General features: G+C 63.2%; 25 protein-coding genes. 13 read left to right on the top strand and 12 right to left on the bottom strand.

The genetic code is table 11. The annotated features are described in order from the left end of the window. The first annotated feature begins 91 nt into the window (after positions 1–91). Positions 92–721, top strand: coding sequence for a YceH family protein (locus C8D77_RS14530; RefSeq protein ID WP_109663882.1), 630 nt, complete (start codon positions 92–94; stop codon positions 719–721). 55 nt (positions 722–776) lie between these two features. Here C8D77_RS14530 and C8D77_RS14535 read toward each other — a convergent pair whose 3' ends face one another. Beyond that, entirely contained in the window at positions 777–1202 is a 426-nt protein-coding gene (locus tag C8D77_RS14535; RefSeq protein WP_109663886.1) for an OsmC family protein, read from the bottom strand. Positions 1203–1442: 240 nt separating this feature from the next. Here C8D77_RS14535 and C8D77_RS14540 point away from each other — a divergent pair, with 240 nt between their 5' ends. The 3 genes from C8D77_RS14540 to C8D77_RS14550 all read left to right on the top strand — a co-directional run bounded on the left by C8D77_RS14540 (position 1443) and on the right by C8D77_RS14550 (position 2691). After that, positions 1443–1670, top strand: a complete 228-nt coding sequence (locus tag C8D77_RS14540; protein WP_109663891.1) for a hypothetical protein — start codon at positions 1443–1445, stop codon at positions 1668–1670. After that, positions 1667–2023, top strand: coding sequence for a YciI family protein (locus C8D77_RS14545; protein ID WP_109663894.1), 357 nt, complete (start codon positions 1667–1669; stop codon positions 2021–2023). Before C8D77_RS14540 ends, C8D77_RS14545 begins: the two co-directional genes overlap by 4 nt. Positions 2024–2163: 140 nt before the next feature. After that, complete coding sequence (locus tag C8D77_RS14550; RefSeq protein WP_109663898.1) at positions 2164–2691, top strand: hypothetical protein; 528 nt, start codon at positions 2164–2166, stop codon at positions 2689–2691. A gap of 10 nt (positions 2692–2701) precedes the next feature. On the opposite strand, the gene C8D77_RS14555 is transcribed toward C8D77_RS14550, so the two are convergent. Further along, complete coding sequence (locus C8D77_RS14555; RefSeq protein WP_164757517.1) at positions 2702–3961, bottom strand: ubiquinone biosynthesis hydroxylase; 1260 nt, start codon at positions 3959–3961, stop codon at positions 2702–2704. 99 nt (positions 3962–4060) lie between these two features. On the opposite strand from C8D77_RS14555, the gene tesB reads away from it, so the two are divergent. The 4 genes from tesB to C8D77_RS14575 all read left to right on the top strand — a co-directional run bounded on the left by tesB (position 4061) and on the right by C8D77_RS14575 (position 7483). Further along, complete coding sequence (tesB, locus tag C8D77_RS14560; protein ID WP_109663902.1) at positions 4061–4936, top strand: acyl-CoA thioesterase II; 876 nt, start codon at positions 4061–4063, stop codon at positions 4934–4936. Between the two features lie 217 nt (positions 4937–5153). Next, positions 5154–5492, top strand: coding sequence for a P-II family nitrogen regulator (locus C8D77_RS14565; RefSeq protein ID WP_013528889.1), 339 nt, complete (start codon positions 5154–5156; stop codon positions 5490–5492). Positions 5493–5523: 31 nt separating this feature from the next. Continuing rightward, positions 5524–6879 carry an ammonium transporter gene (locus C8D77_RS14570; RefSeq protein ID WP_109663905.1) on the top strand — a complete coding sequence of 452 codons (1356 nt, stop codon included), beginning with the start codon at positions 5524–5526 and terminating at the stop codon, positions 6877–6879. 328 nt (positions 6880–7207) lie between these two features. After that, positions 7208–7483, top strand: coding sequence for a hypothetical protein (locus C8D77_RS14575; RefSeq protein ID WP_109665356.1), 276 nt, complete (start codon positions 7208–7210; stop codon positions 7481–7483). 94 nt (positions 7484–7577) lie between these two features. On the opposite strand, the gene C8D77_RS14580 is transcribed toward C8D77_RS14575, so the two are convergent. Beyond that, entirely contained in the window at positions 7578–7949 is a 372-nt protein-coding gene (locus tag C8D77_RS14580; RefSeq protein WP_109663908.1) for a hypothetical protein, read from the bottom strand. A gap of 201 nt (positions 7950–8150) precedes the next feature. Here C8D77_RS14580 and C8D77_RS14585 point away from each other — a divergent pair, with 201 nt between their 5' ends. From C8D77_RS14585 to C8D77_RS14595, 3 genes are all read left to right on the top strand, one after another. Further along, positions 8151–10814 (top strand): DNA translocase FtsK, encoded by a 2664-nt coding sequence (locus tag C8D77_RS14585; protein WP_109663912.1) that lies wholly within the window; start codon positions 8151–8153, stop codon positions 10812–10814. 152 nt (positions 10815–10966) lie between these two features. Beyond that, entirely contained in the window at positions 10967–11650 is a 684-nt protein-coding gene (locus C8D77_RS14590) for an outer-membrane lipoprotein carrier protein LolA (RefSeq protein ID WP_109665359.1), read from the top strand. 168 nt (positions 11651–11818) lie between these two features. After that, entirely contained in the window at positions 11819–12625 is an 807-nt protein-coding gene (locus C8D77_RS14595; RefSeq protein WP_109663916.1) for an exodeoxyribonuclease III, read from the top strand. A 58-nt stretch (positions 12626–12683) separates the two neighbouring features. Here the strand turns inward: C8D77_RS14595 and C8D77_RS14600 are convergent, their stop codons facing one another. From C8D77_RS14600 to C8D77_RS14615, 4 genes are all read right to left on the bottom strand, one after another. Beyond that, positions 12684–13757 (bottom strand): glycosyltransferase family 9 protein, encoded by a 1074-nt coding sequence (locus C8D77_RS14600; RefSeq protein ID WP_109663919.1) that lies wholly within the window; start codon positions 13755–13757, stop codon positions 12684–12686. 104 nt (positions 13758–13861) lie between these two features. Continuing rightward, positions 13862–14374, bottom strand: a complete 513-nt coding sequence (locus C8D77_RS14605; RefSeq protein WP_109663922.1) for a GNAT family N-acetyltransferase — start codon at positions 14372–14374, stop codon at positions 13862–13864. A gap of 7 nt (positions 14375–14381) precedes the next feature. Further along, positions 14382–14837 (bottom strand): Crp/Fnr family transcriptional regulator, encoded by a 456-nt coding sequence (locus C8D77_RS14610; protein ID WP_109663926.1) that lies wholly within the window; start codon positions 14835–14837, stop codon positions 14382–14384. A 123-nt stretch (positions 14838–14960) separates the two neighbouring features. Continuing rightward, a complete protein-coding gene (locus tag C8D77_RS14615) occupies positions 14961–15644 on the bottom strand; it encodes a response regulator transcription factor (protein ID WP_013528898.1) in 684 nt (227 codons plus the stop codon). 165 nt (positions 15645–15809) lie between these two features. Here C8D77_RS14615 and C8D77_RS14620 point away from each other — a divergent pair, with 165 nt between their 5' ends. Continuing rightward, entirely contained in the window at positions 15810–16325 is a 516-nt protein-coding gene (locus C8D77_RS14620; RefSeq protein WP_170136755.1) for a L,D-transpeptidase family protein, read from the top strand. An 85-nt stretch (positions 16326–16410) separates the two neighbouring features. On the opposite strand, the gene C8D77_RS14625 is transcribed toward C8D77_RS14620, so the two are convergent. Next, complete coding sequence (locus C8D77_RS14625) at positions 16411–16659, bottom strand: hypothetical protein (RefSeq protein WP_109663933.1); 249 nt, start codon at positions 16657–16659, stop codon at positions 16411–16413. Positions 16660–16789: 130 nt separating this feature from the next. Between C8D77_RS14625 and gcvA the strand changes: the two genes are divergently transcribed. Further along, positions 16790–17725, top strand: a complete 936-nt coding sequence (gcvA, locus tag C8D77_RS14630) for a transcriptional regulator GcvA (RefSeq protein ID WP_109663936.1) — start codon at positions 16790–16792, stop codon at positions 17723–17725. A gap of 110 nt (positions 17726–17835) precedes the next feature. Here the strand turns inward: gcvA and C8D77_RS14635 are convergent, their stop codons facing one another. Genes C8D77_RS14635 through C8D77_RS14650 form a run of 4 tightly spaced genes read right to left on the bottom strand, consistent with a single transcriptional unit; the run spans position 17836 to position 19719 of the window. Next, complete coding sequence (locus C8D77_RS14635; RefSeq protein ID WP_109663939.1) at positions 17836–18252, bottom strand: DUF1761 domain-containing protein; 417 nt, start codon at positions 18250–18252, stop codon at positions 17836–17838. A 51-nt stretch (positions 18253–18303) separates the two neighbouring features. Next, positions 18304–18903, bottom strand: coding sequence for a class I SAM-dependent methyltransferase (locus C8D77_RS14640; protein ID WP_215732066.1), 600 nt, complete (start codon positions 18901–18903; stop codon positions 18304–18306). Between the two features lie 53 nt (positions 18904–18956). Then, on the bottom strand, positions 18957–19382 hold the full coding sequence (locus tag C8D77_RS14645) for an EVE domain-containing protein (RefSeq protein ID WP_109663946.1): 426 nt from the start codon (positions 19380–19382) through the stop codon (positions 18957–18959). Positions 19383–19422: 40 nt separating this feature from the next. Beyond that, positions 19423–19719, bottom strand: a complete 297-nt coding sequence (locus C8D77_RS14650) for a YciI-like protein (RefSeq protein WP_109663949.1) — start codon at positions 19717–19719, stop codon at positions 19423–19425. Positions 19720–19725 lie beyond the last annotated feature (6 nt).

The following is a 19725-nucleotide window of genomic DNA, read 5'->3' on the forward strand; positions in this document are numbered from 1 at the left end:
GTGTGACGCTCCATAGCTACATCCGTCGATCGAAAGTAGGAGACGTTTCGCGAACAGCTATGGTATCGGGAGCTTCGGGTATGAGAGAGCCATGAGCGAAGACCTTCCCATCCTTAATCCCGTCGAAGCCCGCGTGCTCGGCTGCCTGATCGAGAAGAAGGAGCTGACGCCGGATGTCTATCCGCTGACGCTCAATGCAGCACTGGCCGCCGCCAACCAGAAGACGGCGCGCGAGCCGGTGATGGCGCTGGAACAGGCCGAGGTGCACCGGGGGCTGAAGCTGCTCGAACAAAAGGGGCTGGTGCGGCAGATGTTCGGCTCGCGCGTCGAGCGATACGAGCACCAGATGGCGCAGCGCTTCTCGCTGACCACGCCGCAGACCGCATTGATCGGCCTGCTCTTGCTGCGCGGGCCGCAGACGGCCCATGAATTGTCGGCGCGCACCGAGCGCATGGCACGGTTCTCATCGATCGAAGATCTGCGCGCCGAGCTCGACATGCTGATCGGCCGCCGACCGCCACTCATCCAGGAAATCCCGCGCGGACCGGGCCAGCGCGAGGACCGCTACGTGCATCTCCTCAGCGGCCCAATGGACGTTGCAGCCCTTTCGGCGCAGCGGAGTGCATCGGCCCTGCCTGCTTCCGACCTGGAGGTACGGTTGGAGGCGCTGGAGCAGGAAGTCGCCGCACTCCGCGCCCGGCTAGACGCGCTGGGCGCGTAGGTCCCGGCGCGCGCCTGAGCGTTCGCGCCGGGTCTTCACACCGGATGCAGCGTTCTCAGCCGAGCTTGGCGTCGAGCGATACGTTTATGGCGCCGAGCGCCTTCGACACCGGGCAGCCGGCCTTGGCCTTTTCGGCCAACTCGCCAAATTTCGCAGCATCGATGCCCGGCACCTTGCCGACCACGGTGAGGGCGCTGCCGGTGATCCCCGTGCCTGGAACCAGCGTCACCACCGCCTTGGCATCGAGTTCGGTGGCAGGCGTGCCGTTCTCGGCCAGGAAATGCGAGAACTGCATGGCAAAGCAGCCGGCGTGCGCGGCGGCAATCAGCTCTTCAGGGTTGGTGCCGGATTTGCCGCTCTCGTCCTCGAAGCGCGCCTTGAACGAATAGGGCGTGCCCTTCAGGGTTCCGCTCTGGGTGTCGAGCGTGCCCTTGCCCTCTTTCAGATTGCCTTTCCAGACGGCGTTTGCGGTGCGGTCCATGAATTCCTCCTTGGTTGTCGTGGCTGGGTTGTCGTGACTTGTTGTCGGGGCTGAGCCCGGCTTCCGGTCAACTATAGCGCGCGCGGGCGCGAAGGCCACTGCGCACTTTGAACCACGGCACGGTGTCGGCGATGGTGGTCAAATCTTTTCTGAAAAAATGCAGGTGCAAAAATGTCGACTTTGGTCCCCCTCGCCCGTCCTGCGGGCGGCCACGGGTTTTGTGGCCGGATGGAGGTTCACATGGACAATCTGTTTTTCGCACTTTGGAGAGGCGCAGGCTGCAAGGCCGGGCGACGAGAAGACTTCTGGCTGCATCCGCCGGGGTCCGGCTTTGGCCGGCTTCTGGCGGCGGTTGCCATCATCGGCATCGCGGCATGCCTTCTCGACCATGCAGCCGCGGTCAGGGGCAACGCTGACACCCTCGTCACCGCATCCTATGGTTCACCGCAGCAAGGGAGCTGGAAATGAAATATGTCTGTCTGGTCTATGGTGAGGAAAAGGATCTTCACGCGCTGACCCCGGCAGGGTCGGCCAAGCTCGACGCCGATTCGCTGGCCTACGACCGATCGCTGGAGGAGAAGGGCCTGCTGATCGTCGCGCAGGCGCTGCAATCGGTGACGACAGCCAAAACCGTGCGGCGGCGCAAGGGCAAGCGGCTGGTCACAGACGGCCCCTTCACTGAGACCAAGGAGCAACTGCTTGGTTTCGTCATGATCGAGGCTGAAAATCTCGAAGAGGCGCTGGATATTGCCGCCGGTATTCCGCTGGCCGAACTCGGCACGATCGAGGTCCGGGCGGTCTACGACATACCGGGGTCATAGAGCCTGCCATGCGTTGCGGCCGCTTCGAAACCGGGCGTCTGGCTGAGCCGACGTTCCGGGTCGGTTTCGTGCGCAACTTTTGCGCGTTGAAGCAAGGCGAGAGTTCTCCTATCGTCGCCAGGATTTGGGGGGATGTCGGCATGCCGTTCTTGATTGCTATCCTTGGCGTGTTGGGCGCGGCGGCGTTCTGGTGGTATCGGATGAAGGCGATGAACGATGCGGCTCGCGAGGTTGCGGACGTCGTCGGGCGCGTGCAGGGCAACATCCGCCGCAAGAAGCTGCGCAAGCAGGCGGCCCTGTCGCCGCTGACGGCGATCGATGATCCGGTCGTAGCGGCGGCAACGCTCATCACCGCCATCGTCTCCGAGAACGGGCCGATCCTGCCGCAGCGCGAGGCCGTCATTCGCGCGGTGATTTCCGAGATTGCCGACAAGAAGAAAACGGACGAAGCGGTGGTCTACGCCAAATGGGCGGCGTCACAGATCGACGACACCACAATTGTCATCGACAAGCTGGCGCCGTTCCTGCGCGAACGCCTCGATGTCGCCGAGCGCAACGATCTGCTGCAGATGGTCAACCGGGCGGCGCAGGGCGGCGAGAAACGCCTGGAGATATCCGACCAGAGGATATTGCGACTGCGGCAGAAGCTCGGCTTCGAAGTCAATTGAGCGACAGCGCTCAGATCGCCTCGCCCTTCAACAGTCTTGGCGTGCCGGCGGACAACCCCGATGCCTGGCGGATGAAGAATTCCTTGAGGCGCGGCATGCGTTCGACCAAGCCAAGGCCGATGTCGCGGACGGTGCGGAGCGGGCCGATGTCGTTGGAAAACAGCCGGTTCAGCACGTCCGTGGTGACGCCCATCTGCACCGTGTCGAAGCGGCGCCACTGCTGGTAGCGCTCAAGCACGTCGAGCGCGCCGATGTCCTGGCCGAGCCGGTCGGCCTCGACGATCACCTCGGCAAGCGCGGCGACATCCTTGAAACCGAGATTGAGACCCTGGCCGGCGATCGGGTGGATGCCGTGGGCGGCATCGCCGGCGAGCGCAATGCGCGGTGCGACGAAAGCACGCGCGATGGTCAGGCCGAGCGGCCAGGCGCGCGGCTTGTCAGCAACGCGGATCTCGCCAAGCTTCAGGCCAAAACGCTGTTCGAGTTCGTGTTCGAAGACGAGATCGTCACCGGCCACCAGCTTCTCGGCATCCTGCGAGCGCTCGACCCAGACGATCGACGAGCGGTTGGTGCCGTCCTCGCCGGGTTTGAGCGGCAGTGTGGCGAAGGGTCCCGCCGGCAGGAAATGCTCCTCGGCACGGCCATTGTGTGGGCGTTCATGTGCCACGGTGCAGACGATACCGGACTGGCCATACTCCCACTTCACCGTCTTGATGCCGGCCATGTCGCGCAGCCTGGAGTTGACGCCGTCGGCGGCGACCAGCAGCCGGGCCTTCAGCGTCGCACCGTCGGCGAGGTGCACGGTGATGCCGGCGCCGTTGGTCTCGAAACCCTGCACGGCGACGCCTTCGATGATGTCGATGCCGAGTTTTTCCGCATTGGCCCGCAAGGCGCCATTCAGCACCCTGTTGGCAACCATATGTGCAAACGGCTCTCCCGGCGCCACTTCGCCGTCGAAGGTCAGGAACACCGGACGCACCGGATCGGAGGTGCGCGAATCGGTGATGATCATCTCGGTGATCGCCTGCGCCTGCGGCGCGATTTCGGCCCACACGCCAAGCTGGTCGAGCATGCGGCAGGCGGCGGCGGCAATGGCCGAAGCGCGGCCATCCCTTTGCCAGACGCCAGCGGGCGCGGCATCGACAAGAGCGATGGCGAGACCCGGGCGCGCCTGCTTCAGCGACACGGCTGCGGCCAAGCCGACATAGCCGGCGCCGGCGACCAGAACATCGAGCCCGGATCTGGGTTTCGCGTCCGCCTTGCGTTCCATCATCTTCGCTCCTTGCGCGCCGGCCGGGTCTTGCGCCCTTGACTGCCTGTCCGTCCTGTCGGAAACCGCCATAACACTTCTGCTGCGAGGGCGCGAAATATGACGGCAGCCATGGACGAGCTTCTCGGCATTCTCGACCTCGAGAAGCTGGAACACAATCTGTATCGTGGTCGCAGCCCCCTGCTCGACTGGCAGCGCGTCTTCGGCGGCCAGACCATTGCCCAGGCGCTGGTGGCGGCGCAGCGAACCGTCGATCCCGATCGCCACGTGCATTCGCTGCACGGCTATTTCATGCGGCCCGGCGACACCAAGGTGCCGATCGTCTACGAGGTCGACCGGATCCGCGATGGCGGCTCCTTCACCACGCGGCGCGTGGTGGCGATCCAGCACGGCCAGGCGATCTTTTCGCTGGAGGCCTCGTTCCAGCAGGACGAGGTCGGCCTCGAGCACCAGGTGCCGATGCCGCAGGACGTTCCGGGGCCGGACACATTGCTGTCGCAGCGCGAATTGCTGGGCAAGTTCGGCGAAGCGGTGCCCGAAGGCATCAAACGCTATTGGGAGCGTGACCGGCCGATCGAGATGAAGCCGGTGATGCTGAAGCATTACACGAGCCGCGAGAAGCTGGAGCCGAAGCAGAACATCTGGATCCGGACCACCGGTCCGGTGCCCGCGGATCGCGCCATCCAGGCGGCGGTGCTTGCCTATCTCTCCGACATGACGCTGCTCGACACCTCGACCTTCGCGCATGGCCGCGCCATTTTCGATCGCGATATCCAGGCGGCGAGCCTCGACCACGCCATGTGGTTCCACCGCAGCCATGCGCTCGACGACTGGATGCTCTACACGCAGGACAGCCCGTCGACGCAAGGGTCGCGCGGCTTTACGCGCGGGTCGCTGTTTGCCCGCGACGGCACGCTGATCGCCTCGGTTGCGCAGGAAGGGCTGATCCGGCTCAAGCGATCGCCTGCAGAGTAGGCATTTTGGAAAAATTGCCTAATTTTTAAGCAGATGCATCGCCGCAGCTGTGGGCAGGTTGCGTCGGGACGCTCCTCGATCTCTTTGTTTACAACGGGTTAACACCCTGCTTCGGCACTTGGCACGGAGCTTGAATCCTCGTGGGCACTCTCCGGCTCTTTGGGATCGGTGAAGGTGTGCAAACGCGGGGGACCGCAACAGCAAAGGGTGAAACCTTATGAAAATCGTGATGGCAATCATCAAGCCGTTCAAGCTCGACGAGGTACGCGAAGCGCTTACCGCCGTCGGCATCCAGGGCCTGACCGTCACCGAAGTCAAAGGCTACGGGCGTCAGAAAGGGCATACGGAAATCTATCGCGGGGCGGAATACGCGGTCAGCTTCCTGCCGAAGATCAAGATCGAAGTCGCGGTCAGTGCCGACATGGTCGACAAGGCCGTCGAAGCCATCACCGCCGCCGCCAAGACCGGCCAGATCGGCGACGGCAAAATCTTCGTTTTCGGCATCGATCAGGCGGTGCGCATCCGCACCGGCGAAACAGACACCGACGCGCTCTGAGCGGCGATCACGTATTCCAATGGAGAGTTCAATGAATATTCCTTCCACCTTGAAGACGACGGGACGAGCCGCCCTTTTGGGTTCGCTCGTTCTCGCAGCATTGGGCACGGTCGCCGCCTTCGCGCAGGAAGCGGCTCCTGCCGCAGCCGCGGCCGCGCCGGCTGCTGCCCCGACCCCGGTGCTCGACACCGGCAACACCGCCTGGATGCTGACCTCGACGGCGCTCGTGCTGATGATGACCATTCCGGGCCTGGCGCTGTTCTACGGCGGCATGGTGCGCAAGAAGAACGTGCTCGCCACCATCATGCAGAGCTTTGCCATCACCTGCCTGGTGACGGTGCTGTGGTTCATGTTCGGCTATTCGCTGGCCTTCTCCGACGGCGGCGGCGTGAACAGCTATATCGGCGGCACCTCGAAATTCTTCCATCACGGCATCACCACTGCCTCGCTGTGGCTGCCGGGCGTCGCGAACATTCCTGAATTCGTCTTCTCGATGTTCCAGATGACCTTCGCCATCATTACCCCAGCGCTGATTGCCGGCGCCTTCGCCGAACGCTTCAAATTCTCTGCGCTGCTGATCTTCATGGCGCTGTGGCTGCTCGTCGTCTACGTGCCGATCGCGCATTGGGTCTGGGGTGGCGGCTTCCTCGGCACGGCTGGCGTGCTCGACTTTGCCGGCGGCACGGTCGTCCACATCAACGCCGGTGTCGCCGGTCTCGTCTGCGCGCTGGTTCTCGGCAAGCGCGAAGGCTATGGCACCACCAACATGGCGCCGCACAACCTGGTCTATTCGGTGATCGGTGCTTCGCTGCTGTGGGTCGGCTGGTTCGGCTTCAACGCCGGTTCGGAACTCGCAGCCGACGGCCTTGCCGGCGCTGCCATGCTCAACACCCAGGTTGCCACCGCCGCCGCGGCTCTGGCCTGGATGTTCGCTGAATGGATTGTCGCAAAGAAGCCTTCGGTGCTCGGCATCATCTCGGGTGCCGTTGCCGGCCTCGTCGCGGTGACGCCTGCTTCCGGCTTCGTCAACCCGACCGGCGCCTTTATCGTCGGCATCGTTGCCGGCGTGCTCTGCTACCTCTCGGCGGTCAAGGTCAAGCACATGTTCGGCTATGACGACTCGCTCGATGCGTTCGGCGTGCACGGCGTCGGCGGTGTGATCGGCGCTCTGCTCACCGGCGTGCTCGCCGACCCGGCGATCAACAGCCTCGGTGCGGGCGCTTCGCTCGGCAAGCAGATCTACGGCGTTGCCGTCACCATCGTGTGGACGGCGATTGCCACCTTCGTGATCCTCTACATCGTCAAGGCGCTGGTCGGCCTGCGTCCGACGACCCAGGAAGAGGTCGAAGGCCTCGACATCTCCCAGCATGGCGAAGTGGTGCCGTAAGGCCAACTTAGCCACGGGGCCGGCGGAACCCTCCTCCCGCCGGCCCCCTGTCTTCCGACGCAATTCCGGACGGAAAACCGCTACACACTTTTCCTGGAATTGCTTTAAAAATCCCGTCGTGACGCTCCCGAAAGGAGTTCACGCATTGAGGCCCGGATCACGTCCGGGCCTCTTTTTTTGGTACAATCGCCCTGCCAATGCCGGGATACGCGCAATCACGTTCGTGTGATCAAGATTTTTGAGGAAACATCGACCGCTCTGGTTCCGAACTGTGGGGACGATCGTCGTTCTGACGCTCGTGCCAAACAACAGGGAAGGAAACCATCTCATGAACCTCAAGAACATCTGCCTCGGAGCGCTCGCTCTTGCCATGGTCAGCGGCACGGCATTTGCCGGCGCTCTCGATGAACCGGACAACATGGCACCGTTCTTCACCGACGCCGGCATGAAAACCATGAAGCCCAAGGCCGACTTCAAGGCTGCCTGGGATTCGATGGCGAAGGACAAGCAGGACGCGATGATGAAGGAATGCCAGGACGCGGCGATGAGCAAGCCGCATGCGGAGTTCTGCGCGAACCTGCAGGCGCTTGGCGGCGCCAACTGATTTTGCCGCGATCGGACCGAGGCCCGATCTTTTGTTGCCAAACGACCAATGGCGGGCTCGCGGGTCCGCCATTGTGTTTCGGCAAGCGGCAGCGCTATCCACCGGCGCCGTCGTCCATCATGGTGTTCGTCAGTGCCTCATAGGCGCTGCTGCATGTCCGGGACTGGGGGCAATTCCTGACAATCAGCACGGGCGCCACCGTCAGGACCGCGGCGATCAGAACCTGCAGGCCGAGGCCATGCGCTCCAAATCCCTTGCCGAAGAGACCCATGCACAGAAAATACAGGCCTTGTGCCAGGCAGGCCGTGGCGAGGACGTGCAGGAGCGGGCCGGTCGCTCTGGCAAAGGGCGTCACGTGACCATCCGGGAAACCCACCATGCCGAGTTCGACAAACCAGTGCAGGGCGAGCAGGAGACTGAGCCCCGCCCAGGCCAGTGCTGCCACGCGAAGGAGGACGGATTGCATGCCTCTACCCAAATCGGTGACCCCTGCGGCCCGCTCTCGGCTATCCCTCGAGCAGCAAGCTGCTCAACCGGCGGTAACGAGGTTTGATCATCTCAACCTCTTATAGTTAATGCGCCCTTAACCTTCCCGCCGATAGTCTGACACCCGAATCTGCCGAAGTGCGCCACGCACCCGGCGAGTCCATGACAGACGGGGAAGAGCATGCGTTCAGGGGCTTCAGCACCGCTTGCGCTGGCCGATACGGGGCACGGCATCCAGGCGTTCGCGCGGCGTCAGGTCGGGCGGCTGGTCGGTGCCGGGCTGTTCTTGGCTGTCGCCTTTGGCGTGGCCAGCCTTGCCACCTGGAACGTAGCCGATCCGAGCTTCTCCCACGCGACAAACAACACCGTCACCAACGCCATGGGCTATGCCGGTGCGGTGTTCTCCGACCTGGCCATGCAGTTCTTCGGCCTCGCCGCCGTCGCGGCCCTGGTTCCGGCCGTCATCTGGGGCTTCCTGCTGTTTTCCGCGCGCGGCGTCGACAGGCTGCCCAAACGCGGGCTGTCCTGGTTCGGCTTTGCGCTGCTGGCCGCTGCAATGGCCGGCTGCGTTGTGCCGCCCAAGACCTGGCCGCTGCCCACCGGCCTCGGCGGCGTGTTCGGCGACATGGTGCTGAAGATCCCCAGCGTCGTCATCGGCGGCTATCCGACCGGGCTGATCGCCAGCATCATCGCCATCCTGCTGGCCGCACCCGCGCTGTGGCTGTTCGCCCTTGGCTCGGCGCTGATCGGACGCAAGAACGGCTTCGCCGTCATGGAGGACGAGCCTGCCGTCGATCCGCGCGAGGACGACCTCTTGTTCGACAATGACGAGGACGAAGGCGACGAGGGCATCCTGGCGCTCGGGGCAATTACTCATTGGTGGCTCTCGTTCCGCGCGTGGATGCACCGCCGCGCCGTGCGCCGCAGGCAGGAGCGGGACGAGTACGAGCCGGAGATGGAGCAGCGCTCCACCGCCTGGCGCCGCGCCGCCGAACGGGTCGAATCGGCCGAGTTCGCCGAATCGCGGATGAGCCAGGATGGCCGCGCCCGCGTCGAGCCCGAATTCTTCGCCGCCATGGTCAATGACCGCAGCGTCTCGCTCGACCCCGATGATGCCGACATCTTCGACGCCGACGACGACATGGATTTCGAGCAGGACGAGCCCGCCATCCAGCGGCGCGCGGCGCCGACCGCCAAGGTCCAGCCGTTCCGTTCCGATGCCGCCACCCGCGTCGAGGCGCCGGCGCCGCGTCCGGCTCCAGGCGCCCGCGTGCAGCGCGAGGCGCAGACATCGCTGATCGGCTCGGAAAAGTTCGAAATGCCGTCGCTGCATTTCCTCTCTGAACCGAAGAACGTGGTGCGCGACGCCAGCCTGTCCAAGGACGCGCTGGAACAGAACGCGCGCCTGCTCGAAGGCGTTTTGGAGGATTTTGGCGTCAAGGGCGAGATCATCGCCGTCCGTCCGGGTCCGGTGGTCACCCTCTACGAGCTTGAACCGGCGCCCGGCATCAAGTCGTCGCGGGTCATTGGCTTGTCCGACGACATCGCCCGCTCGATGAGCGCCATCGCCTGCCGTGTCGCCGTGGTGCCCGGCCGCAACGCCATAGGCATCGAGCTGCCGAACGCCAAGCGCGAGACCGTCTATCTCAGAGAGATCCTGGCCAGCCGCGACTTCGAGACGACGAAGGCCAAGCTGGCGCTGGCGCTGGGCAAGACCATCAACGGCGAGGCGGTCATCGTCGATATCGCCAAGATGCCGCACGTGCTGGTCGCCGGCACCACCGGCTCGGGCAAATCGGTTGCCATCAACACCATGATCCTGTCGCTGCTCTACCGGCTGACGCCGCAGGATTGCCGGCTGATCATGATCGATCCGAAGATGCTGGAACTCTCGGTCTATGACGGCATCCCGCATCTGCTCACGCCCGTTGTCACCGATCCGAAGAAGGCGGTGGTGGCGCTGAAATGGACCGTGCGCGAGATGGAGGACCGCTACCGCAAGATGTCCAAGGTCGGCGTGCGCAACATCGACGGTTTCAATGCCCGCGTCAGCCAGGCTGACAAGAAGGGCGAAAAGATCTCGCGCACCGTGCAGACCGGCTTCGACCGCCAGACCGGCGAGGCGATCTACGAGACCGAGAACCTCGATCTCGAGCCGATGCCCTATATCGTCGTCATCATCGACGAGATGGCCGACCTGATGATGGTCGCCGGCAAGGACATCGAGGGTGCCGTGCAGCGCCTGGCGCAGATGGCGCGTGCCGCCGGCATCCATGTCATCATGGCGACGCAGCGCCCGTCGGTCGACGTCATCACCGGCACCATCAAGGCCAATTTCCCGACCCGCATCTCCTTCCAGGTGACGTCGAAGATCGACAGCCGCACCATTCTGGGCGAGCAGGGCGCCGAGCAGCTGCTCGGCATGGGCGACATGCTCTATATGGCGGGCGGCGGCCGTATCCAGCGCGTGCACGGCCCGTTCGTCGCCGATGAAGAGGTCGAGAGGATCGTCGCGCATCTGAAGCTGCAGGGCGTGCCAGAATATCTTGACGCCATCACCGAGGATGACGGCGAGGACGACGACGAGCCGTCAGGCAAGGGTGGTTCCGGTAGCGGTGGCGGCAACAGCAATTTCGAGGATTCCGACGATCCTTACGATCAGGCGGTTTCCGTGGTGCTGCGCGACGGCAAGGCCTCGACCAGCTATATCCAGCGCCGGCTGGGCATCGGCTACAACCGCGCCGCCTCGATCATAGAGAAGATGGAGAAGGAAGGGATCGTCGGCCCGGCCAACCACGCCGGCAAGCGCGAGATCCTGGTGCCGACCGAAGAGGACAAATTCTGACCAGAAGGCCTGACCCTTGTGACATCCCGGTCTCGCAACCTTGAACCTTTCAAGACGTTGAAGCGACTGAGGGAGCCCTGACCCGCCAAACTTCAGCCTAACTGGGGGTCCAAGCACCAGAACAACTCAGGAATCAGATGAGAGTGACCGACATGAAAAATGATCCTTCAGCGCTCAGCACGTTTGCTCCCTCCCGGCGTCAGTTGCTGGGCCTCGGCCTGGCGTTTGCAGGGGCGGCAGCCTTCAACGCGGTGCCCGGCTTCCAGGTGCTGGCTTCGGCGCAGGCGGCCGTGCCGGCCGCGGCACAGAAGATCGCCGACCATTTTTCCTCGGTGAAATCGATGAGCGGCGAATTCGTGCAGTTCGGCCCGAAGGGCGAGCAGACCGGCGGCAAGTTCTTCCTCGAACGGCCGGGCAAGATCCGCTTCAACTATGACGGCTCTTCAAACTTCCGGGTGATTTCAGACGGCCAGTCGGTGGTCATCCTGAACAAGAAGCTCAACACGTCCGATCTCTATCCGCTGTCGAAGACACCCTTGAAGCTGCTGCTCGACAACAGGATCGACCTCTCCGGCGACCGCGTCAAAAGCGTCAAGCAAGAGGATGACCTCACCACCATCCAGCTCGCCGACAAATCGGTGTTCGGCAATTCGAAGATCACGATGATGTTCGATCCTAAAACCTTTGATTTGCGACAGTGGACGATCACCGACGCGCAGGGCAAGGACACAACGGTGATGATCTTCAACACCAAGGAAGGCGTCAGCTTCGCCCCCGATACTTTCGCCATCGACTACACGGCGAATCGCGAGCTCAACACCAACAAGTCGCGCTAACCCTGTCGTTATAGCTGTGGAAAGCACCGGGCCGCGCCTCGTCGGGCGTTGGCCGGCTTGTCTTTGCGGCTTGCGGCTGGCAGTTTCCCGGACTGACTCCGTCAAAAGGCGTCTTCCCCGTCAGGGCCCATCGGCTCTGGCCGGCCGCACGCTGTCCTGGATTGCCAAATGCCCTTCTCCATCGCCACCTGGAACATCAACTCCGTTCGGCTGCGCATGCCGATCGTCGAGCGCCTGCTCGTCGAGCATGCGCCTGACGTGCTCTGCCTGCAGGAAACCAAGGTTCCCGACGAACTGTTTCCCGAAAAGGCCTTCCGCAAGCTCGGCTACGAGCACATCGCCTTCCATGGCCAGAAGGGCTACCACGGCGTCGCGACGGTGGCGCGGCGGCCGATCGAAGTGGTCGAGAAGCGGCGTTTCTGCGAGATCGAGGACAGCCGGCACCTTTCGGTGACGGTGCGGGCCGGCGGCAAGGCGATCCTGCTGCACAATTTCTACGTTCCTGCGGGCGGCGACGAACCGGATCCCGTCATCAACAGGAAGTTCAAGCACAAGCTCGATTTCGTCGCCGAGATGAATGCCATCCGGGCAGAACATGACGAGGTGTCCGCCTCGATGCTGGTCGGCGACCTCAACATCGCCCCGCTCGAACACGACGTCTGGTCACACAAGCAATTGCTCAACGTGGTCAGCCATACGCCGGTCGAGACGGAAAATTTCGAGGCGATGCGTCTCGCCGGCAACTGGATCGACCTCATGCGGCTCAACGTGCCGCATGAGCAGAAGCTCTACACATGGTGGAGTTACCGCGCGCAGGATTGGGAAGCCTCGAACCGCGGCCGGCGGCTCGACCATGTCTGGTCGTCGCCGAATCTGGTGTCCAGCTTTTCCGGCTACGAGATCCTGCGCTTGGCGCGCGGCTGGGAGCGCCCGTCGGACCATGTGCCCGTCATCGCGCGGTTCGATCTGGATTAGGTGCGTCGATATTCAGGTGAGGCCAGCCTGCAAACGGCGGCTTCCTGCGCTTCCAAATTCAAATGGCGTGCTTCAAGTCTTTGTTGGGCGACAGCTGCGCTGACAGGTCTGCCGCGTGATCCAGCAGATGGGGATGGTCGCGGTGGCGCGTCGCCAGCATGCGCTGGGCCGCTTCGATGATTATCGGCGCCGGGACATTGGCGACCAGGCCGGTTGGACTTGCATGGCGGGATTCGATCACGTCCACGCAGTTCGAAAGCGGCCGCCAACGGGCCATGCTGGCACCGCCACTGACGATAACCATCGGCGTCATCACCGCTGCCATGAGATGTGCCGTGCCGCCTTCGGCGCCAATGTAAAGATCGGCAAACTCCCCTAGCGCCAGCAGAACATCGCTGACATTGACACCCTCGACCGTACCGGAATCGACAAGCTGCAACTTGGGCGCGCGTTGAGCCAGTTCAGCCATATCAGGGCCGTCGCCTGGCGTTTTCACGTAGAGAAGGTTTGCCCCGTCGGCGATCATACTGTCGGATATCGCGACAACCTGATCCGCGGTCATGCGTTTGCCGCCATCGCCATGCGCCGCGATAACGATCAATGGAGCATGCTTGCCGTCCCCCAGGCTCCTGGCCGCCGCCCGGGCGGCTGGGGTGGGCTCCAGGCGATGATCGAAAGGCAACCGTTTGCCCGCAAGACGCTCGATGAGGCGGTGGTAGCGCCATGCGTTGCGCTCGGGCCGTGCTTCGGATTTTTGGCCCGGGCGCCAGGAAAGAGCGAAAGCCGGGAAGTTCGCCTCATAGGCGATGCCGCGACCGAGCAGCGAGCCCCAGGTCTGAAGCAGCCAACGCCCCGAGATGCGGAAATCGACAACGGCCAATCGCCCCTTGCCCTTGCGGTGGCTGGCCACAAGCTGCATCAGGGGCGTCCGCACATTGATCGCATCGACGAGGTGATCGACATGGCGATTGAGGACGTGTTCAAGGGTCGATGACCCGGTGGTTCCGTAGACGATAAAACTATCGGGGAATGCCGTTCTGGCGGCGCGCAAAGCCGGAATCCGGATCAATCCGTCGCCGAACGCGTCATTGCGGGAATACAAGATAATCGTCTCGTACCGAGCTGGCAGCATGCCTCGCTCCCCCCAGGAGCCTGGTGGTGGCGGTGCCTGCTGGGCCGCCCGCCTTCGAGGTTCTGTAGGATTTCACCTCTTGCCTGTCAACGGAACCTCGGCGCTCAGGTCCGGGCAACGGGATGACCAACCCGTCGGCGATCCTCCCACTCCGGCCGCAGTTGCGCCATGACCAGCTCGTCGCGGTGCACGCCTTTGAAAAACGCGCTGCCGCGCGAAATGCCCTCAGCCGTGAAGCCGACAGCTTCGTAGGCGCGCCGGGCGCGATGATTGTCCGGGAAAAGCCCAATGCAGAGCCGATAGGCGTCGGTCTCGACGAAAACCCGATCAACCGCCGCTGCCAGAAGCATTCTGCCGTGGCCTTGTCCTGGTGCGATGACCGCGATGCGCTTGACCAGCGTCACGCGCTCGGCAGAGGCCAATTGGCGAAGGATGACGAAGCCGATCGGCACTGAACCATCGACACCGACAAAATAGGCATGACTGTCGTCGAAAAGGGCCTCGCGATGACGCGCTTCGTCCCAGCGCCCGACAAAGGCGTCATAGCCCTCGCGCCGCTCGGTCGCCATGATGAAGGGCAGGTCATTTCCGGTAGCGCGTACAAGCTGGAAGTTCATGTGCGCCTCAGCCCGAGAAGCGTGGCGCCAGTTCCTCGATGCGGCGGATCATCGCCTGAAATTCCTCGGAGATGCGCTGGTGGAGCTTGACCGCGATCTCGGGGTATTCCTCCAGGATGCGGCGGAACATCTTGCGGCTGAGCCGTATCACTTCCGAATCGATTTCGGCCGACGCGCTGGTCAGCCGATTGGTGTCGGCGATCAATGCCAGTTCGCTCAGGATCGTGCCGGGGCCGGCCGTGCCTATCGGGATGCGTTCGCCATTCTGCTCACGGTAGAGCACGATGCGCCCGCTGACGACGATATAGGCAGAATCGGCCTCGTCCTCCTCGCGGTAAAGCTTGTGGTTGGCGCTCAGCCTGGTGTTCTCGGCGCCAAAGGCGAGCAGGCGCAGCTGTTCCTGCGTGAAGCCCTCGAAGAGCCTCACGGCGGACAGGATGCGGATGTCGTCATCCAGCGCCATCTAGCTATGTCCCCGAACCGACAGTCCGACTCCTCCTCTGCGAGTTCGATCCAAACCACCTCCAGCTTCAGGACCGTACCCGAAAAGCGTCCCCGCCCGACCGCTCATTGGATAATGAAATGTTTAAGGAACCAGCTTGTAGCCGCCGCTTTCTGTCACAAGAATTTCCGCATTGGAAGGATCGCGCTCGATCTTCTGACGCAGCCGATAGACATGGGTTTCCAGCGTGTGCGTGGTGACGCCGGAATTGTAGCCCCAGACTTCCTCGAGCAGCACATCGCGCGTCACCACCTTCTGGTCGGCGCGATAGAGATATTTGATGATCGAGGCCTCCTTCTCCGTCAGCCGCACCTTGCCGCCGCGCGGGTCGAGCAGCAGTTTCTGGCTGGGCTTGAAGGTGTAGGGTCCGACCGAGAAGGTGGCGTCCTCGCTCTGCTCATGCTGGCGCAATTGCGCCCGGATGCGCGCAAGCAGCACGGCGAAGCGGAACGGCTTCGTCACATAGTCGTTGGCGCCGGCCTCGAGACCCAGAATCGTATCCGAATCGGTGTCGTGGCCGGTGAGCATGATGATGGGCGCCTTGTAGCCGCCCTTGCGCAGGATCTTCACCGCTTCGCGGCCATCCATGTCGGGCAGCCCGACATCCATGATGAGCAGATCGATGAGGCCGCCGCGTGCGGCGGCGACACCTTTTGCCGCAGTCGATTCCTGCAGCACGTCGAATTCCTCGTAAAGGGACAATTGCTCGACCAGTGTGCCGCGCAGGTCGTCATCGTCGTCGACGATCAGAATGGTGCGTGAAGTCATGGATCAATCCGTTGTTTTGAAAAGAAAATTCAGTTGACCGCTGCCTGTTTATGCGGAAGCTGACCGGCACAACACCCGATCACAGTGATTTGTTCCGTGGCACGATCATACAAGAAAAAACGCGATCGCAATGCAGCCGGCGCAATTTTGCGAAAAGGGCTGCGCGTGCTGACCGTGCGGGCCAGGCCCGGTCATCCAAGCCAAGGCCTGCTGCAGGCCGGCAAAACGGTGTTTGCCTGTGCGCTGGGGTGGGGCGGCATCTCGGCCGGCAAGCGCGAAGGCGACGGCGCCACGCCGCTGGCCTCGATGCGGATCCTGTCGGGATATTTCCGGGGAGATCAGTTCACCAGCGGCCGCAAGACCCGTCTGGCGATGACGCCGATCGGGCCTGATCTCGGCTGGTGCGAAGTGCCTGACGACCGCAACTATAACAGGCCGGTCAAGATTCCCTATGGCGCCAGCCACGAACGCATGCGGCGCGACGACCGGCTCTACGACGCCTGCCTGGTGCTCGACTGGAACGTGGCGCCACGCCGACGCGGGCGCGGCAGCGCCATCTTCTTTCATCTAGCGCGCCCCGGCTTCACGCCGACGCAAGGCTGTGTGGCTGTGACGGCGCAAACCATGGCGCGGCTGCTGCCGCTGCTGTCGGACCGGACGGTGGTGAGGGTGGTGAGGTAGGGCAGTAGGGCAGTAGGGCAGTAGGGCAGTAGGGCAGTAGGGCAGTAGGGATGGGCGTCAGTGCGCCTTGATTTTCCCTACTGCCCTATTCCCTTCCCTTACGACCAGACTGCTGCCAGCCGATGTCGAGAAGGCCGAGGCGGCCCATCTCGCGGTCCATGGCGCGTGCGATGTCCTTGCGCCTGGCGCCGACGTCGCGCAGTTGCCGATCCGACAGGTCTTCGACGTTCTGGTGTGGGAGATTGATCGCGACCCTGGCGTGACGCAACCAGTCAAGGGTCTCGGTCAGCCAGTTCGGACGAGCGATGGATGAATTCAAAGCGATGATGGACATGGTGTGATCCGTTCTCTCCGGATATCAAATCCGGCTTGATGATGTTTCGATGGTTGGATCATGCCAGATTGAAATCGCTGTGAGAAACGAGTAGTTTTCTCTAGATTATCAAGTTTTATTTGAGGATAGAATGGCTCGCCTGCTGCCAGGCACTCGCGCCTTGAGGACGCTGGAAGCAGCGGCCAGGCACCTCAATTTCACTCGTGCGGCCGACGAGCTGGGCCTGACGCCAGCCGCCGTCAGCCACCAGATCAAGGAAATCGAGGATCAGCTTGGGCTTGTGCTGTTCACGCGCACCAGCCGCACCATCCGGCTGACCGAGGCGGGCACGGTGCTCTTCGAGGCGTCGACCGACGCGCTCGACCTGCTTGGCCGGGCCGTTTCGCGGGCGCAAAAGCTGACGCGCGGCACCGCGTTGCTGAAAGTGACTCTCGATGCACAGTTCGCGTCAAAATGGCTGATGCGGCGCGTCGACGATTTTCGCAAGCATCACCCCAATATCGAGCTGAGATTCGACATCGCCTACGAAGTGCGGGATTTCGAACTCGATGACATCGATGTCGGCATTCGGTTCGGCGCCGGCAAATATCCGGGCCTTCGCGCCCACCGGCTGTTCGACAACATCCTCATCCCGGTGTGCAGTCCGAGCCTCTTGACGTCCGGTCCGCCGCTGCGCGAGCCGCGCGATCTTTTCAATCACACGCTTGCCCATATCGAATGGTCGCGACAAGGCGTGACATGGCCGAACTGGCGGATGTGGATGGCGGCGGCCGGCGTCCACGATTTCGACGACAGCCGGACTGTCGTGTTCGGAAACTCCACGGACGCCGTCCAGGCGGCGCTCGACGGCAATGCCGTCGCGCTCGCCGATTTCGCCATGGTGGCCAACGACTTGTCCCAAGGCAGGCTGGTGCAGCCTTTCGAACTCGGCCTACGGGTGGCGCCTGAGTTCGCCTATTTCCTAGTCTATCCCGAGAGCGCTGGCGACGATCCGCGTATCGTCGCCTTTCGCGAATGGATTCTCGAGGAAGTCGCCAAGACGCGGACCACGGACAAAGGGCAGTAGGGCAGTAGGGCAGTAGGGCAGTAGGGCAGTAGGGCAGTAGGGCAGTAGGGCAGTAGGGCAGTAGGGATGGGCGTCGGTGCCGCCTTCGGCCCCTATTCCCCTGCCTTTGATCAGCTTGCCGCCGCGCCGAACCAGCCGATCACAGCGCCGATGATCAGCAGCACGCCAAGCCAGTGGCCGCCGTCGATGAGGGTCAGGTCCCAGCCGAAATTCTCGTAGCGGTGGTTGACCGAGAGCGTCGTGGCGACGAAGCCCAGCCAAAGCACGAAGCCGAAGACAAGGCCGGCCAGCAGTGTCGGCTCGCCGCCGGTCATCGCGCCGACGACCAGGGCCATGATGTAGGCCATGACCAGTTCGGCAATGAAGCTGATGACGAAGGGCAGCGGCGATTTCTTCATCGTGGCCGGATCAAGCTTGGCGGCCTTCAGCCACGGCTTGCTCAGGCCCATGTACCAGGCGGCGCCGAACAGCCATGCCACGATTGCGGCTGCGATCACCGCCAGCCAGTTCACTGCTGAAAAATCCATGAGCTTCCCCCTCAGATGCTGGTGTGATGGAACGCCTGTTCGGCGATCACGTCAAGCAAAGCGCCAGACGGTCGTGCGCTTGACCAGGGAATCCTCCAGTGCCCGCGTGACGGCGACTTCATAGACCGCAAGCGGTTCCAGCCCCGCCTTCGGCATATACGACCGGCCGGGATCGCCGACGAGGATCTCGGCGCCACGCGCCTTCAGGGTTGCGAACCACGGCATCAGCCGGTCGGCGAAGGATTTGTCGTAGAAGACGTCGCCGGCCAGGATCACGTCCCATCTCGCATCGGTGCCGATGCAATCCGTGCCGAGGAATTCGATCCCGACATCGTTGGCCTCGCTGTTGAGCCGGATCGCGGTCGCGCAAAACGGATCGATGTCGGTGGCGATCACCTTGGCAGCACCCGCCTTGACGGCGGCGATAGCGACAAGGCCGGAGCCGGAGGCAAAGTCGAGCACGCGCTTGCCCCGCACCGTGCCGGGATTGTCCAGGACATAGCGGGCAAGGCCTTGGCCGCCGGCCCAGGCAAAGGCCCAGAAGGGCGGCGGCAGGCCGATTTCGACCAGCTCGTCCTCGGTCCGCTGCCACAGATCATGGGCTTCATCGGCAAGGTGAAGCAGGATTTCCGGCACGTGCGGCGGCGCCATCAGCGCCGTGTTGTCGAGAATGAATTGTTTCGCACTGTTCGGCGTCAGCGCCGTCACGGAGCGGGTGTCAAGCCGCCCATGCGGCAGACTTCCTTCCATTCGGCCGGCGTCACCGGCTGCACGGAAAGCCGTCCGAGCCGCACCAGCGCCATGTCGGCAAGCTTTGGATTGGCCTTGACCTCTTCCAGCGTCGGCGGGTTCGGCACATCCTGGACGGCGCGGATGTCGACGCATTCCCAGCGCGGATCATCCGACGTGGTGTCGGGATGGGCCAGCGCGCAGACTTCGGCGATGCCGACCACGTTCAGCCCCTCGTTGGAATGATAGAAGAAGCCGAGATCGCCGATCTGCATCGCCTTCATGTTGTTGCGCGCCGCATAGTTGCGCACGCCGTCCCATTGCGTGCCGGCCTTGCCCTTGGCCTTCAATGCCTCGAAGGAGAAGACCGAGGGTTCGGATTTGAACAGCCAGTAGTTCATGTCTTTTCTCCTCCTTGGGGTTGCGCGCCGACGACCGGGATTAACTAGCTGCCGGCTTGTTGAACGTCCAGTTCCACGGGCGGATTTCGACGCTTTCGAACAGCCCGGCCTTAGCGTAGGGGTCGGCGGCCGACAGGGCCTGTGCACCCGCCATGTCGGGTGCTTCGACGACGACGAGGCTGCCATTGGGCTTGCCTTCGGCGTCAAGGAACGGACCGGCGAAGGCCAGCTTCTTGTCGCCGTTCAACCCTTCGAGAAAGGCAACATGTTCGGGCCGCGTGTCGAGGCGCACCTGCAGGCTTCCGGGCTTGTCCTTGCAAATCACGGCAAACAGCATGGTCTT

Origin of the sequence: Mesorhizobium loti (genome assembly GCF_003148495.1) — a bacterium.
Classification (GTDB): domain Bacteria; phylum Pseudomonadota; class Alphaproteobacteria; order Rhizobiales; family Rhizobiaceae; genus Mesorhizobium; species Mesorhizobium loti.

Coding starts and splice junctions, on each gene's coding strand:
- C8D77_RS14555 (WP_164757517.1), bottom strand. CDS start 3,961: ATGGAACGCAAGGCGGACGCGAAACCCAGATCCGGGCTCGATGTTCTG.
- C8D77_RS14615 (WP_013528898.1), bottom strand. CDS start 15,644: ATGACTTCACGCACCATTCTGATCGTCGACGACGATGACGACCTGCGC.
- C8D77_RS14600 (WP_109663919.1), bottom strand. CDS start 13,757: ATGCTGCCAGCTCGGTACGAGACGATTATCTTGTATTCCCGCAATGAC.
- C8D77_RS14540 (WP_109663891.1), top strand. CDS start 1,443: ATGGACAATCTGTTTTTCGCACTTTGGAGAGGCGCAGGCTGCAAGGCC.
- C8D77_RS14610 (WP_109663926.1), bottom strand. CDS start 14,837: ATGGCGCTGGATGACGACATCCGCATCCTGTCCGCCGTGAGGCTCTTC.
- C8D77_RS14625 (WP_109663933.1), bottom strand. CDS start 16,659: ATGTCCATCATCGCTTTGAATTCATCCATCGCTCGTCCGAACTGGCTG.
- C8D77_RS14535 (WP_109663886.1), bottom strand. CDS start 1,202: ATGGACCGCACCGCAAACGCCGTCTGGAAAGGCAATCTGAAAGAGGGC.
- C8D77_RS14550 (WP_109663898.1), top strand. CDS start 2,164: ATGCCGTTCTTGATTGCTATCCTTGGCGTGTTGGGCGCGGCGGCGTTC.
- C8D77_RS14605 (WP_109663922.1), bottom strand. CDS start 14,374: ATGAACTTCCAGCTTGTACGCGCTACCGGAAATGACCTGCCCTTCATC.
- C8D77_RS14580 (WP_109663908.1), bottom strand. CDS start 7,949: ATGCAATCCGTCCTCCTTCGCGTGGCAGCACTGGCCTGGGCGGGGCTC.
- tesB (WP_109663902.1), top strand. CDS start 4,061: ATGACGGCAGCCATGGACGAGCTTCTCGGCATTCTCGACCTCGAGAAG.
- C8D77_RS14635 (WP_109663939.1), bottom strand. CDS start 18,252: ATGGATTTTTCAGCAGTGAACTGGCTGGCGGTGATCGCAGCCGCAATC.
- C8D77_RS14650 (WP_109663949.1), bottom strand. CDS start 19,719: ATGCTGTTTGCCGTGATTTGCAAGGACAAGCCCGGAAGCCTGCAGGTG.
- C8D77_RS14565 (WP_013528889.1), top strand. CDS start 5,154: ATGAAAATCGTGATGGCAATCATCAAGCCGTTCAAGCTCGACGAGGTA.
- C8D77_RS14545 (WP_109663894.1), top strand. CDS start 1,667: ATGAAATATGTCTGTCTGGTCTATGGTGAGGAAAAGGATCTTCACGCG.
- C8D77_RS14595 (WP_109663916.1), top strand. CDS start 11,819: ATGCCCTTCTCCATCGCCACCTGGAACATCAACTCCGTTCGGCTGCGC.
- gcvA (WP_109663936.1), top strand. CDS start 16,790: ATGGCTCGCCTGCTGCCAGGCACTCGCGCCTTGAGGACGCTGGAAGCA.
- C8D77_RS14585 (WP_109663912.1), top strand. CDS start 8,151: ATGCGTTCAGGGGCTTCAGCACCGCTTGCGCTGGCCGATACGGGGCAC.
- C8D77_RS14645 (WP_109663946.1), bottom strand. CDS start 19,382: ATGAACTACTGGCTGTTCAAATCCGAACCCTCGGTCTTCTCCTTCGAG.
- C8D77_RS14590 (WP_109665359.1), top strand. CDS start 10,967: ATGAAAAATGATCCTTCAGCGCTCAGCACGTTTGCTCCCTCCCGGCGT.
- C8D77_RS14530 (WP_109663882.1), top strand. CDS start 92: ATGAGCGAAGACCTTCCCATCCTTAATCCCGTCGAAGCCCGCGTGCTC.
- C8D77_RS14575 (WP_109665356.1), top strand. CDS start 7,208: ATGAACCTCAAGAACATCTGCCTCGGAGCGCTCGCTCTTGCCATGGTC.
- C8D77_RS14570 (WP_109663905.1), top strand. CDS start 5,524: ATGAATATTCCTTCCACCTTGAAGACGACGGGACGAGCCGCCCTTTTG.
- C8D77_RS14640 (WP_215732066.1), bottom strand. CDS start 18,903: ATGGCGCCGCCGCACGTGCCGGAAATCCTGCTTCACCTTGCCGATGAA.